Genomic DNA, 13,599 nt, shown 5'->3' with positions numbered 1-13,599 from the left:
CGGCCTCCAAGGCCATGGGCAAGCCTTGGAGGCCGCAGCACTGAGAAGAAGCGAGGGTCAACGTGGCGGGCGGGCCCGCCTGCCGGCGCGGTGGTCAGTCGACGTAGATGCCGTACGGGTCCCCGTCGAGGATGCGGTCCTTGCCGTACCAGTTGACGAGCTTGGCGCCGGCGGATCGGTTCTCCGACTCGGGGACCATGCGGACGGAGAAGTTGCCGTCGCCCTTGCCTGCCCCTTCCTTGGTGGAGGCGAAGGGGAACTCGTCACAGTCGTGCTGGGCCGGGCGGTTGAGTCCGGCGCACGCCTTGTCCTTCTCCCGCTTGTTGTCGTCAGCGACCTTCTTCGACTGCGCGTCGAACTTTGAGTAGTTGCGGTGGATGGGCTGCCATTCGCCGTGCCAGATGTAGCCCGGAATGTCCTTGTCGGCCTTCTTCGGGTAGGTGAGTTGCGGCGCGTGCAGGGCGTCAAACACATGCTCGGCTACGCCCTTGACCGAGGTGTCCCTGCGGTCGTAGGAGAAGTTCGGCGTGACGCGGTTGAAGACGGCCCCCTTGTTGCCGTAATTGCCCATATAGGTGGCCGAGTCGAACCGGAAACCGCCCGTGGGGCCGTTGTTCCACGGCGTCATCGCGCCTCTGGGGCTGGTGACCTGGTAGTGGGTCTGGAACGCGCAGTACGCCGGCTTGTCGATGCGGCTCTGGTCCCCGCCCGATTCGGAGGAGCGCACCTCGTAGGCGACATACTGATCCCGCCACCCCGCCACCGGGAGGGTGTGGACGTTGTTGCCGTTGCCGAAATCTGCCGCGCACGCCCCCGCGCCGGAACCGGCCTGCGGCGTGGCAGTCGGCGAAAACGACATGATCGATCCGGTCTGGTCGGCGAAGATGCCCTGCGCCTCGAGCTCGTCGGTCTTGACGTTGATGAACCCCTTGCGGTCCCCGTCGGACCCCGTGCCCACCTCCGTCTCCCGGAACTTGACGAACCCTTCGACCTGCCCCTGGCCGCCGAGCTTGATGGCCGTGTTGTAGCCCCACCGGCAGAAGTTGAAGTGGTTGAGGACACGGCCCTCCTTGCGGTGACCCAGCGGATCGTCCTGGCACTTCTTGAAGTCGATGGTTCCGTCGTCCCTGAGGAACCGCTGCTTGTCCGTGTTCGTCTGGTCGTCGGCGACGTAGGTTCCGCCCTCGCGGGCCAGTTCCGCCTCCTGCTGCCTGGTCGTCGGCGCGGCAGGGGCCGGCGCCGAGCCCCTGGCATCGGATGTGGTGTCGGTGCCCCGTTCGCGAAGCGCGCCTAAGTCAAGCGGCTCGCCCAGTGCCGGGGCGGCTATCGGGCTGCTGCTGCGCAGCCACACGATGCCCTCACCACCGGCGCTTGAAGGGCCGTCAGCCGTCGAGGCAGCCGCGGCGGTCCCGCTCAACACGGCACCGACACTGACGAGCACAAGGGCTGTTGCGGTCGCACGTCTGAGACGCAAAGAAATCCCCTCCCCATCACAACGTGATCCTGTGCGCCGACGGGACCTGCGCGGTCGCCGGGGCAGCAGCGGCTGCGTGCCGCCAGCCCTGCTGCACCGATCGCCCGACCATGGTCCAGACCAGCCGACGCATCCCGAACTGTTGCAGATGTAAGGATCGGGAGCGAGAAGTTTCATGGACCGTGGCTGACAGGCGCGAGGCAAGTGGAACCGTGACCGTACGGGGGCGCAGAAGTCATGAACTGCCGCTTCCCTCAGCCCTCTTCACAGACTGGGAGAAGAGGGAGAACCTCGCGGCCGGATGTGGAGGGGCCGATTCTTTGCTGTAGGAACCAGAGGCTCACGACGTCAGACAGATCCCGGTACGTCCCAGGACCGCCGTGCTTGTTGTTACCGGGCTACGGCGCATCCGGTGCAGCGGGATCGGCTTGCGGTGTTGTGCAGGTGGCCAGCGGCTGCGCGTCGCCGTACATCTGCACGCGCACGCCGTCTTCGCCGGGGATCCGGTACGGGGCCGAGGGGGCGGTGAGGTTGTGGCGGGCGATGAGCCGGCGGGCGACGGCGAGTGCGGTCTGCTCGTCAGCAGCTTCGACGGTGAGCCGGGCGATGTGGGGCTGCGTCAGATGGGCGGGGCGATAGGTCATGCCTGCAGGGATGCGGGCGGCTCTGCGGCAGTTCGGCCCGCCAGGGTGATTCACCCGCACGAGACGGGCACTGGCTCAGCCGATCCCGGGGTCCGTGCCCAACCTGCGCCAGTGCGTGGGCAGATGCGGAGACCGATGAGGGCCTGGCGGTGCGGCGAGCGAGCCCTCGCGCCGTCAGTGCGCGAGGGCTGTGTGTCGTCTAGCGCGCGAGCTCGACCTCGATGGGGGTATTCGGGCAGGCGGACAGGGTCTCGTTGAGTTTGGTGGCTTCGGCCGGGTCGATGCTGAGCTTCCACCGGGTCTTGATGGTCACCCAGGTGGTCGCGTACTCGCAGTGGTAGCCGGCGGCTGGTGGCATCCAAGTGGCCGGGTCCTGGTCGGCCTTGGAGCGGTTACTCGCCGCGGTGACCGCGATCAGGGCGCGCTCGTCGTCGAGGTCGTTGGCATACGCCTGGCGCTCCGCGGGCGTCCAGCCCGATGCGCCGGAGTCCCAGCTCTCGGCGAGCGGGACGTAGTGATCGATGTCGATGGTGCGCGGCCCGTCGACGTACCGGTCGTCGTAGGGGGAGTACCACTTTCCTCCGGACAGCACGCAGCGAGCTCCCTGCTGAGGGGCATCGACGGCTTCGTCGAGGAGGACCTCGGCACGGGTGTTACAGCCGTCGCGGTCGGCGTCGATCCAGTGCTTGAACTTGGTGCGTTCGTAGCCCGCGCGGGACTCGTCGGCGACAGTCAGGGCGGCGAGGGCGTCGCGGACGGGCAGGGTGACGTCCTCGCCGGGGTCGGCGGCATGGGCAGCTGCGGTGGGGATGAGCAGGGCGGCGAGGGCGGCCAGGGTGGCTGCGGCACGGATGCGCACGATCTCCTCCAAGAGCGCGACAACAGGTCGTGATCTTCGTAGCGCCGTAGCGGACAGCCGGGCAGGCGATTGGCTGCTGCCTCACCCGGGCGGGCGGTAAGTCACACTTCTGGGCCCGGGGTTGGTGTCACCGGAATGGGCCTTGTCCCGCCGGGCTGCGATCTTGCAGGCTCCAAGTGCCCGCTCCCCGTGTCGAGGAGGCTTGCGTGCCGCCTGAAGCTGACATCCTGGCCCCGCCGAAGACGATCGCCACCCGGATCGCCCGGTGGGAGGCAGCGCTTGACCAGGTGGTGCCGGCGAGGGCGGCGGGCGCGAACCTGCTGATCGCGACGTGGAACCTGCGGGCCTTCGGGGACTTGACCAAGGCCTGGAAGACCGCGGTAGGGGAGTCGCCGAAGCGGAACTTCACCGACGTGCATCTGATCGCGTCGGTGGTACGCCGGTTTGATGTGGTCGCGGTGCAGGAGGTGCGCGGCAACCTTCGTGCCCTGCGTTACCTGCTCAAAGTCCTGGGGGAGGAGTGGGCGTTCATCCTCACCGATGTGACCTTGGGCAAGGCCGGAAACAACGAGCGCCTCGCCTTCCTGTTCAACACCACCAGGGTCAAGCCCTCCGGCCTGGCATGCGAGCTCGTGGTGCCCCTCGAGCAGGCCGCGGGGGTGAGTGCGGCCGGGCTGGACCGCCAGTTCGCCCGCACCCCGTACGCGGTCAGTTTCCTCTCCTCCGGGCAGACGTTCACCCTGGTCACCCTGCACGTCAACTACGGCAAGAAGGCCACCGAGCGGGTCCCCGAGCTGAAAGCCATCGCCAAGTGGCTGGCCAGTTGGGCGGAGCGGGAGTTCGGCTGGGAACACAACCTCATCGCGCTGGGCGACTTCAACATCGACCGCCACGGCGACCCGCTGTTCGAGGCCTTCACCTCCACCGGCCTGACCCCGGCACCGCAACTGGACGGGCTGCCGCGGACCATCTTCGACAAGCCCGGCGCCGAGCACTTCTACGACCAGATCGCCTGGTTCACCAAGGGCCAGAGGCACCGCCCTGTCCTACGTCTGGAAGCCGTGGCGGGTGGCCAGGTGGACTTCGTCCCCGCCCTGCAGGGCGATCAGACCCTGACCGAGTTGTCCTGGCACCTGTCCGATCACTTCCCTCTGTGGGTGGAGTTCACCATCCCGGCAAGCTGAGGAAGCGACCGGAGCCGGCCGCACGGCCATGCGAGTTCGCTCGTTGTGGGATGCCGCAGCGGCCCGTCACGGCCGGTGGTGTATCCGTCGCCAGCCGGGTGACTGCCGGTACGGAAGGGAACTGCCCGGAACGCGCCATCGTCGAGCTCGGCGAGCCTCCTGTCCAGGCCCCGAATGCCTCGTAGGCGTGGAAGGGCCAGTCCGTCCGGGACTGCGGGGCGGGGCCATGGCGATGCCGACCCGGATCGTCGCGTTGAGCTCGCTGTCGGCTTCGACAAGACCAGGTACCGAGCTCGGAACACTGTCGAGAGGGCGATCAACAAGCTCAAGCAGTTCAGGGCCGTCGCTACCCGCTACGACAAACGCGGATACGTCTTCCTCGGCACGGTGACCGTCGCCGCCCTCCTCATCTGGCTCCGCTTGTGATCGCTGCCTACTGCACCAGATCTCCGCGCGTGCTGGAAATCTTGTCCATCACACGACGGGCTTCCTTGGACGGCTTGTCGATGCCCGCCTCACCGTGAGTGGCAGCTGCACTGCCTGACGCGAACAGCGGTACTGGCGACTCGTACGCAACCACGGCCCTGTACGTCGTGGTATCCATGGAGCCGTCGAGCAACGCCAGACGCAATGCCAGTAGATCCTCGCCCTCGTGACACCCGGCCCAGCCGGCACAGACACGTCGGGCGTCGCTGTCGACATCAGCCTGATGGCACTGAAACATGCGAGTGGGCTGGTGGGGAGTGTCAGCGTCGTACCGCCGGAGCTTCTCGTACTCCTCACGCGCCCAGATCCCGGCAGGGACATCGCAGCGATAGGGACAGCTCTCGCAAGGGCGCGGTGCCGGGGAACGAAGCGACGAGGACATGAGGCCAGTATGACCAAGGAAACATGATCGGGGAGTCACGCCCTAGTTGGGCTGGCTCCGCCGCCGTATGCCCAGGGCCTCGATGGCGAGTTGGTAACGCGGCCGTGTCCGGCCACTGATCATCGTGTACGGACGGACCAGCGGATCGCCACCCTCTGCGGGCGGCGGCATGTAGTGGTCCGGAGTGCGGCGTCAGCGCGCACCCACTGAAGGTGAATCGGCCTGGTCGACGCTGCCCGCTGTACCTGGAGGCCAACCCCACCTGGGTGCGGGTCAAGGGCGCGGCCCGCGCCGCGAGTTGGTCCGGGCCGGGAAGCGGCGCCGTACTCGGAGGGGGCGCGGGCGAGTGCCCTGTCGTCGGCCAGGCACGCGAAGCTCCTGGCGGGCACGGGTGATCTTGGTTGAGAACCGTCTGCCAGGAGCTTCGTCGTGGCGCAGGACGCCCAACTCACGGCCAGCACCGTCAGCTTGGAACAGGCTCACTGGCCGAAAGGGAATCTGCGAGCTGGGGGCGAGTGCCTATGACCAGCCGAAATTGAACGCAAAGACGATGCCGCTTAGGCCGCTGATGCTGGTCAAGTACTTCGCTCCGACCCACGGATCGCGCTCGGAATAGGCGCCCCAGACGATGGCCATGATCAGGGGAATCCAGCCGATTCCGTACACGAGCCATCCCAGAGAGATATCTCCTTGAGCCATCAAGATGGCGGCAGCAGCTACGGAGGCTGCTGCGGTGCCCCTCATAGCTATCTCTGCTTTGGGAGTCTCGCGGGTGGCGACGTAGTTCTCCATGCTCCGATTCCTCTCGCAACGCGCACTGGGGCGCCGGAAGAGTTCCGGCGCCCCATCAGATATGTTCAGCGGTCAGACCAGATGCTTGATCACCCAGACGATGACCTCGGTGCTAGCCACCTTGACGGCCCACTTGATGGGATCCCTCCATGAGAGGCCACTGGCCCACTTCTTGAATTTCTTGACTCCGCCGCGGGCGGCCTTCTTCGCGGCCTTGTAAGTCCCCTTGCCAGCCTTCTTGATCAGCTTGATGATGGCACGGCCGGCCGACGATCCGATGCCCTTTTGCTGGACCTCACCGGAGGCGACTCCAGCAGGGCCGGGAGCGGTCGAAGCGCCCTGCACCGTGCCGGAGACGGCGCCTGTGGCAGCTGAAGAGCCCTGTACCGCACCGGTGAAGGTGCCGATGTTGGCGGGTGTGGTGCTTCCGGCGGTCTGGACCGAGGAGATGGCCGGGGTGCGGGAATGCTCAACGGCCGCGGCCATCGGCGCGGCGACGCCGAGGGCGACAGCAGTGGCTATGGACGCGGCGGCTATGCGCATTTTATTGCGCATGGGTACCCCCTTCACATGACTGGGTACGGCTGTTCGCGCAGGGACACACGAACGGTCGTAGTCCTCCCAGGAGTTCTGGGAGGGCGGGGGAAATCCTTCCTGCGGCGCGGGGGTGCCACCATTGGATCTTTGGGCATGGGACGGAAGGTCTATGCCCTTCAGGGCGATATGAGGTCGGATACTGGCCAGATGATCCAGACCATGAGGTGGTGCCTGCGATGACGGGCATGGGTGCCGCATGCTGAGCCTCCGCCCAGGGGCTGATGTCCGCCGGAGCGGCACTCCCAGACGGCCACACCGAAGGGCAACCTCGCCTGCCGCACAGACGTGATGCGACCTCGGTGTCGCGCCGAGTCTGATCAGGACGAAGACTCCAAGGTCCTTTAGGCGATATGGTCTGCGGGCGACCTCTGCCGCCTAGGGGCTTGCAGGTCACTATCGTGTTTTCTTGATCTTGGAGTAACTCAACTCCCGTGTCCTGCGCCGGAGTTACATCAAGATCATACAGTGCCCGCTGCCCGTCAGTGTTCGCAGCGGGGGCAGCGCACACTGCTGCGGCGCCGCGGGTCTCGACGAGGATGCCCTGCTTGCGCGGCCGGTGCAGCTGGTAGTGGACCGACGATGTCGAGTTCAGGCCTGCGGCTTGGGCGAGATCGCGCATGGTGGGCGCCTCCCCGTGCGTGGCCACCCACTCGCGGGCGCTGCGCACGATGCGCGCCTGGCGGTCGGTGAGCGTCAGGGCCCGCCCCGTCTGCGCGCGGGCCGTCTCCTTGAGTGCGACCCGGGCGGCAGGGGTGCCTGCGGGGGTCTGCCAGTAAGGGTGGGCCGCGATGAGCCGGGACAACTGCAGCAGCCGACGGCGGTGCGCGGCCGCGCCGTGTCCGGGTGCGGTGGCGAGCTGTTCGTGACGTACCAGGCCTTCTGGATTCGTCCGGAAACAAGCCTCTCCTGCCCTCTCCAGTCATGGGCAGCTGGCGACCGCCGTGCTCACACCGGCCAGGCGGTCGCGCAGATTGTGCGATAGCCCGGTGGGGCGGTCAGTTCAGAGGAGGACATCGCCACGACGGGGAATACGGCGGCCCGGACCTATGCTGGGCCCGCACCGACCATGCTCGCCCAGGCCATGGGTTGGACGATCGCATTCGCTACTGATGTTTTCGCTTTGGGGTGACGTCATGGTGGGGCCAGGGTGAGACCGGTCTCGGCCATGAATCCGTCGAGCAGGTCGGGCCGGTACTGCATGCGCTTGAGGCGAGTCCGGGTCAGGTCAGCGAGCTGGTCGACGGTGCAGGCGGCGAGGTTGCCCAGGTCGTTCTTGAGGTTCGCCCACACGCCTTCCGTCGGGTTCAGATCCGGTGTGTACGGCGGGAAGCAAAAGGCGGTCAGCCACGAGGCTCGGGCCGTCAGCAACTCGAGCATCAACGCGTCTTTGTGATGACTGGAGTTGTCCCACAGCAGCACGATGCGTCCGCCCAGCTGCTCACGGGCGGCGTCCAGCAGCGCGGCGAAGTCCCGCTCCCGAAAGCCACGCTTCTCACCGCGGCGACCGGAGTGATGCACCAGCATCCGGAAGATCAACCGGGTCCGCACGCCCGGCTTCGCGCAGACCAGGCCGACCAGCGACACCTTTCCCGACCCCTTGCCCGACACCCGCACGATGGGCGACATCCCGATCCGGGACCAGGTGCGGGCCTTGGGCGGCCGGAGGGACTGTCCCGACTCGTCCTCGAAGACCAGCCACGCACCCTGCTCCCTCACCTTCTTTCCACGCGCGGCCAGGTCTCTCGCCACCACGCAGCCACCCGTTCGTCATCACGCTCGGCCGCCCGGTGCACGGAACCTGAACCGAGAAGCCCATCTGCCGCAGAATCCGGGACAGTTGGGACTGGCTGAAGCGGACATGGAAGCGGCGCGCGACCAGCACCGAGATCCGGGCCAGCGTCCACCGCTGATCCTCACTCCACCCGTGCACCGCCGGCCCCTGCTCCAGGGCTCTGGCCAGCCAGGCCCGCCAGGACGGCTTCATCCGTGACTCCACACCCGACGGCCCTTTGGAACGCAGGGCCTTGATCCCGCCAGCCCGCCAGTCGGCGTGCCAGGCATAGGCGGACTTCCGCGAGACACGTAAAGCCCGCGCGACCTGCGGCGGCTTCATCCCCGCCGCGAACATCTCGGCAGCCTGGAACCGCACCCGTTCCCGCCGGACCCGCTCGATCGCGGTCAGGCCGCCCCCATCGGGATACCGCATGGCACCGGGATACACCCACCGCCATGAACACCGTCACCCCGAAGCGAAAGGATCAGTAGCGGAGTGGCCCGCTGCCAGGGGGCATTCCGGCCTGCCGTAGCGGCCAACGCCCGGGACAGTCCGTCCGAGCTGACGGATACCCTGGCCGATATTGCTCTCTGCGTATCTTCTGCTTGATACCGTTTCATCTTCTCCGCGCCGACATCCCGCGTCGGCGGACGTTGTCCTATCTGCCCCCGAATCTACCGACACCGCAACCCTCAGGAACAGAGATGACCCAGTACTGCACGATCAGGGTATTCTGGAACAGGTTTCACGTCGTTGTGAAAAAAGATGGACTCCTTGGCCTTTCGGTTTCCGAGCATTCTGACTTGCTGACCGCACAGGAAGAAGCACGGACCCTTAGCGGCCCTGTGACCTCCGGAGCTCCTCACGTGGACGGCGCTTTCGGTGACACCTTGACTGCGCTGAAAATAGAAGCTGACGACCTGGCAACCTATATCGAGTTGCAGCGCCTTTCGCAAAGCCATCACGAGAACATGCAATCTGTAATCTTGGCCGAGAGTAACGTGAAATATCACACCGAGATGGCAGAGCGGGCCGCGAAGAACCTCCGAATACACGAAGACCGTCTCCTTGCGGTGAGGGGAGTGATGGCCCGTATCGAGCAGAACGCAGGAGAACGCGGGTGTGACCTCGACGACGGTTCATAGACGGCATACGCTGCGCCCCAACCGGTGACTTGTGGCGAAACGTGCCTGTGAGCGGTACGGGCCATTGGGCCGGGTCCAGGACCTCTTCAGGTGCTGGTAGCGGGACATCACCTGTGCCCGGATCGCTGCCCAACGACCGGGGCATGGGGCAGCGCCGGGGGGCAGCGTCACCGGGCGAGGGGCCTGTCCTCTTTCAACGGCGGAGTTCCGGCGGGAGCTCCGCCCAGCGTTGAGGGGCGCTTCGCTGAACGGCGGCGCGGCCTCCGTCGATACGCAGCCTGGCCGCTGAGCAGGCGCAGGCGAGGCTGACTGCACAGCGTGGGGTGGGTGTACCGCGCGGCCAGAGGCGAAGGCGGCAGTCGGCGGGCGGGTTGGTCTCGTCCGGCGCCAGCACGATCTCCTCGTAGAGGATGGCTTTGGCCGTCGCGGGCGAGGCAGCAGTGGGTGCCGCCCATGGGGGGGGGGAGTACACCCCGTAGCCGCGGTCTTGGTCGATATCGTGGTGCGCACGGCGCTGTCGCCCGGCAGGTACCGGTCCTGTGCGACAGCGCAGCCGCCGGGCGTGCCGGGTACCTCGGCCACGGCCTCGTGGTCACCCTGGGGGTGTCCACCGCGTCGGCGCCGCGAATGCCCGAGGGGTCGGCATTGAGTCTCCGGGTGAGCTCGTCGACGTCCAGGCCGCGGACGACGGCGATACCGAGGCCTTGGTATACAGGTGCTTGTCGCCGAAAGCTTGGATGAGAGTGCGTCCGTAGCCTGGAAGACAGCAACGTCCTCGTCCGGAAGTGCAGCCGCACCCGGCAGTTGGCGACAAGCGTCGTGACCAGCGGTACCAGCCAGGGGGCCAGGCCCCGGACTGCGACGTCCAGACGTGGGTGCCAGCATCAATCAGCACGCGGATGCCGTTCTCGTCCAGGCGGCAGGCCGCGTGCCAGAGGGCGGTGTGTTCCTCCTCGTCCAGCAGGCGGCCTCCGTTACGTGTTCTGGCAGTACCGCGATGGCATCGGCCACGCCCTGTTCCACCGCAAGGTGTGCAGTGGGGTGGAGCCGTACAGGTCGGCGCCGGCCGATGCACCGCCGGCCGGCCGGGTCTGGAGCAGCGCGGCATCGCCCCAGGCCCGGTACTCCATTCCCGTCCAGGGACCTCGGCACATAGCGCTGCCGTGCCTCTTCCTGCTCACGCAGCATGGTGAGCTGTCGTCTCGGCAACGGCGGGGCGAGGAGGCTCGGCTGGCCGATCACCCGGCTGTGCTGCTGGGGCTGGCGACTCGCGACCGTGGCCATGTCTCCGCGGTTTGTCGGGTAGCGTCGACTGGCGTGCTGGTCTCCTCGGCCCCCCCATCCGGCCACTTGACCAGCCGAGCCTCATCCACGGGGCAGCTCCGCCGGGTGCCGGTCGGCGTCGGTCTTGACCCGCGCTGGTCTTCCCGCCCGCTCTGGAGCGCTTCCCCGTGCGCTCCTCATGAACCTCACGTTCCTGAGGAGCGATCCTCAGGACACCCTTGTGGCCCTGGTGTACATCGCGGGCGCGCTAACGGCGACGCGCGAGCGGACAGGGACCCCTTCGCCGATCTTAGAGCTGCACCATAGTGTTTTCGCGACGCCTCTTTGCAGGCGATTCCTTCGCCCATTAAAAATGGTTCACAAGTGCATATATTCTGTGAGAACGGTGCATAATGGACAACGAGGCTATTCAGCAGATGCTCAGTCAACGGAGGGCTCTGATAGACCCCGAAAGCATGGGCTTCACTCGAGGCGACCCCAGGGGGAGGAAGTCGCCAGGCCTCTCGCAGTCCCACATGGATCTGCTGACCTTCCGATCTCCGGGTACCTACGGAAGACTTGAACGAGGAGTTCTGGATAACCCCTCCCCGACCTATCTTCATTCCGTTGCCACTATTCTCGGGCTAACCGAGCAGGAATGGAGCGCGCTCTATGGTTACGCTCACGGGGAACGGGTTCCGTTCTCGCTCAACAGGGAAAGCGATGAGGTAGTATCACGCCGCTTGACGGAAGTCGTAGAGGCGTTTACATCCATGGCGTATATCTGCGATTATGCCGGAAATTTGCTTGCGTACAACGAGCCTTTCGCGAGACTATTTCCGAACCGGCAAGTGCCGGTTAACACTCTAGGGTGGATACTGTTTTCCGGCGACGCCCGTGAAAGGGTTCTGATGGATTGGGAGAACTCCTGGGCGCCGGTCATAGTGCCTCAAGTTCGCGCAGCCTTGGCCCAGCACGAGAATGATCCGACACTCCTGCACTTGAAGGATCTCTGCCTGGCCGACCCGCTTACGCGGGGCCTCTACAGGGAGGTGCCTGCCGGCTATATCCATCCGGACGGCGATGAGCAGCCGATATGTCATACAGAGTTGGGCCCTGGCAGAGTCAGCATTCATGCCAGCATGCCACTGCGTTCACCGGAACTGCGCCTGTTCCTAATGCTGTTCCGGGCAGAAGAGGATCTGGTCCAAGGACGTCAACGCGCCAGTCTGCGATAAGTAACGGTACTGTCGAGCTTTTTCCTCTCGGAGACGGGCTGCAGATCGATAGCCCTTCGCCCCGTAGACTCCTACGCTCACCTCTATCCGGGCCTGATCGGCAATGCAGGCATTCCGCGGAGAGATATCGTCAGCCCCTAGCAGAAGACATGGAACCGACTGCGGTGTCAGCGCCTGTGAGCACCCGTGTCACGCAGTCATGGCAGATGCCACACGGTATGGCACTTGTGAGGTCCCCGGCCTGAGCCGGGGTAAGCCAGGGGTTCTGGCTTACCCCGACTCAGGCGTACTGGGTCAGTTCCAGCGCACCTGCCGGCGCCGGCTACCCGGTGGCCTGATTCACCCGTGACGAACGCGCGGAACCGGCGACGTTGAGTGAAGGATCCCGCCCTCCGGTCTGTTGCAATGAACGAGGCAGCGCCGCTGCAAGCCGTCCTCGAACGCTCAATGGCGCCGTCCCGACACTGATATGGGCCTCGTTGGCGCAGGTTGCCGATTGTCAATCTTTGGCGCGTTGATACCAGGGAAAGCCTTCCCTGTTGATATCGACCGCCCTGCCGGTGAGGCTGCCCATGTCGCGCGATCTGCCGTTTGGCGTGTGGTGCTGCAAAGGACCCGAGGGGGATTGGGGACTGTGTGTGGGAGGGTGGGGTCAAGAAGTGATGCGGAGGCGGCGCTGGGCCCAGCTGCCCGCACGAGGAGCGGGAACGAGCGGGAGAGGCACGCGCCGGTCACTTGTTGCGAAGAGAAGCCTTCCAGGAGCTGCCGACGCCCGCGGTCACCTGTTGCTTCTTGGCCAGGGCCTTGCCGAAGCCGGCGTACTGCGGCGCGGCGTTCCACGTGACGGCGGAGCTCGCGTAGCTGCCGAGGTCGTGCCCCTTAGCGCCTGTGGGCACGATCCGGATTGCAGCGTTGGTGTTGGTGGCCTTGGCACCGGAGCCGGTCAACTTGATGAACTTGCCCTTCTTGGTCTGGTACTTGAGCCAGACCTGTTCGCTAGTGACGGGGATTCCGTAGATCTTTTCCGTCATCGTGAATACGACGCGCGCGGCGTTCTTGGTGCGGGAGATGGAGACGTCGCGGACGAAGGAGACGTGCTTGTTGTACGGGACTTCGCGGTTGAAGCGGCTGCTGCCCTTCGTGTCGGCTGTGAATGCCTTGTAGACGCCTCGGTTTTGGAGATAGGAGACGAACTTGGCCTGCTTGGCCGGGGAAAGCGTCTTGAACGCCTTGAGGGTCTTGGCGGCCTCGGGGGTCTGGGTGTGCTGCAGCCAGTTCCGGTAGCCGTTGACAGTGAGCTTGGCCTGGGCATCGGCGGGTGCGGCCGTGACGGTGGCCGGCCTCTCCGGGCTGGGGGCGGCCTCCAAGGCAGAGGCGGCCGGGGCGAGTACCGCGACCGCTGCCGCGCTGGCGATCGCTGCCGAGGTGAGACCCCGCAGGGTGGAAGCGCGATGCATTTCTGCTCCTCTTCGTTGAGATCACGTGCTTGAGCCTGTGACCCTAAGGAGCGGGTGTGGTATCGGGTATTGGACCTTCGAGCATGGGACTTTTGGGCACCGCCTCAGAGAACGATCGCGCCCGGGTTTTATTGTGCTCACCTGGTGCGTGAAATTAATCGGCCAGTTCTCAAGTGGGCTGGCCGAAAGTAGAGTTACGTTCGGTGACGCGACTCAAACCGCGTGTAAAGTACTCGCTTGGCGGTTGAGACCGGGCCTTCCGCATAGCCGCCGACTGGCCAGTCCCCAAGGGGGGTTGGCCGCA

11 protein-coding genes and 3 pseudogenes are annotated in these 13,599 nt (G+C 65.8%); 4 read left to right on the top strand and 10 right to left on the bottom strand.

Annotation, left to right across the window (positions count from 1 at the left end; translation table 11 throughout):
- Window positions 1-94: 94 nt before the first annotated feature.
- The 3 genes from AC0KTA_RS40070 to AC0KTA_RS40060 form a co-directional block, all read right to left on the bottom strand.
- Window positions 95-1,420, bottom strand: a complete 1,326-nt coding sequence (locus tag AC0KTA_RS40070; RefSeq protein ID WP_481056879.1) for a NucA/NucB deoxyribonuclease domain-containing protein — start codon at window positions 1,418-1,420, stop codon at window positions 95-97.
- Window positions 1,421-1,872: 452 nt separating this feature from the next.
- Window positions 1,873-2,118 (bottom strand): DUF6207 family protein, encoded by a 246-nt coding sequence (locus AC0KTA_RS40065; protein ID WP_481056878.1) that lies wholly within the window; start codon window positions 2,116-2,118, stop codon window positions 1,873-1,875.
- Between the two features lie 199 nt (window positions 2,119-2,317).
- Window positions 2,318-2,977 carry an HNH endonuclease family protein gene (locus AC0KTA_RS40060; RefSeq protein ID WP_481056877.1) on the bottom strand — a complete coding sequence of 220 codons (660 nt, stop codon included), beginning with the start codon at window positions 2,975-2,977 and terminating at the stop codon, window positions 2,318-2,320.
- 206 nt (window positions 2,978-3,183) lie between these two features.
- On the opposite strand from AC0KTA_RS40060, the gene AC0KTA_RS40055 reads away from it, so the two are divergent.
- Together AC0KTA_RS40055 and AC0KTA_RS40050 are read left to right on the top strand one after the other, a co-directional pair.
- A complete protein-coding gene (locus tag AC0KTA_RS40055; RefSeq protein ID WP_481056876.1) occupies window positions 3,184-4,161 on the top strand; it encodes an endonuclease/exonuclease/phosphatase family protein in 978 nt (325 codons plus the stop codon).
- Window positions 4,162-4,428: 267 nt separating this feature from the next.
- A pseudogene (locus AC0KTA_RS40050) lies at window positions 4,429-4,587 on the top strand (IS5/IS1182 family transposase); the annotation flags it as partial.
- Window positions 4,588-4,594: 7 nt separating this feature from the next.
- Here the strand turns inward: AC0KTA_RS40050 and AC0KTA_RS40045 are convergent.
- The 6 genes and pseudogenes from AC0KTA_RS40045 to AC0KTA_RS40020 form a co-directional block, all read right to left on the bottom strand.
- Window positions 4,595-5,029: a DUF6283 family protein gene (locus tag AC0KTA_RS40045; RefSeq protein ID WP_481056875.1), complete on the bottom strand. Its 435-nt coding sequence runs from the start codon at window positions 5,027-5,029 to the stop codon at window positions 4,595-4,597.
- 28 nt (window positions 5,030-5,057) lie between these two features.
- Window positions 5,058-5,200, bottom strand: a pseudogene (locus tag AC0KTA_RS40040) (DUF742 domain-containing protein); the annotation flags it as partial.
- Between the two features lie 348 nt (window positions 5,201-5,548).
- Window positions 5,549-5,821, bottom strand: coding sequence for a hypothetical protein (locus AC0KTA_RS40035; RefSeq protein WP_481056874.1), 273 nt, complete (start codon window positions 5,819-5,821; stop codon window positions 5,549-5,551).
- A 72-nt stretch (window positions 5,822-5,893) separates the two neighbouring features.
- Window positions 5,894-6,376, bottom strand: coding sequence for a hypothetical protein (locus tag AC0KTA_RS40030; protein WP_481056873.1), 483 nt, complete (start codon window positions 6,374-6,376; stop codon window positions 5,894-5,896).
- The gene (locus tag AC0KTA_RS40025) at window positions 6,366-7,220 is read right to left on the bottom strand and encodes a LexA family protein (RefSeq protein ID WP_481056872.1); all 855 of its coding nucleotides are present in this window, start codon (window positions 7,218-7,220) and stop codon (window positions 6,366-6,368) included. The genes AC0KTA_RS40030 and AC0KTA_RS40025 overlap by 11 nt, the downstream gene beginning before the upstream one ends.
- Before the next feature lie 329 nt (window positions 7,221-7,549).
- Window positions 7,550-8,624 (bottom strand): annotated as a pseudogene (locus tag AC0KTA_RS40020) (IS630 family transposase).
- Between the two features lie 272 nt (window positions 8,625-8,896).
- Here AC0KTA_RS40020 and AC0KTA_RS40015 point away from each other — a divergent pair.
- Together AC0KTA_RS40015 and AC0KTA_RS40010 are read left to right on the top strand one after the other, a co-directional pair.
- Entirely contained in the window at window positions 8,897-9,337 is a 441-nt protein-coding gene (locus AC0KTA_RS40015) for a hypothetical protein (RefSeq protein WP_481056871.1), read from the top strand.
- A gap of 1,799 nt (window positions 9,338-11,136) precedes the next feature.
- Window positions 11,137-11,838 (top strand): MmyB family transcriptional regulator, encoded by a 702-nt coding sequence (locus AC0KTA_RS40010; RefSeq protein WP_481056870.1) that lies wholly within the window; start codon window positions 11,137-11,139, stop codon window positions 11,836-11,838.
- A gap of 731 nt (window positions 11,839-12,569) precedes the next feature.
- On the opposite strand, the gene AC0KTA_RS40005 is transcribed toward AC0KTA_RS40010, so the two are convergent.
- Window positions 12,570-13,295, bottom strand: a complete 726-nt coding sequence (locus tag AC0KTA_RS40005) for a hypothetical protein (protein ID WP_481056869.1) — start codon at window positions 13,293-13,295, stop codon at window positions 12,570-12,572.
- Window positions 13,296-13,599 lie beyond the last annotated feature (304 nt).

This window comes from Streptomyces sp. Y309, from assembly GCF_056712025.1.
This window is presented reverse-complemented; position numbering and strand designations above follow the sequence as displayed.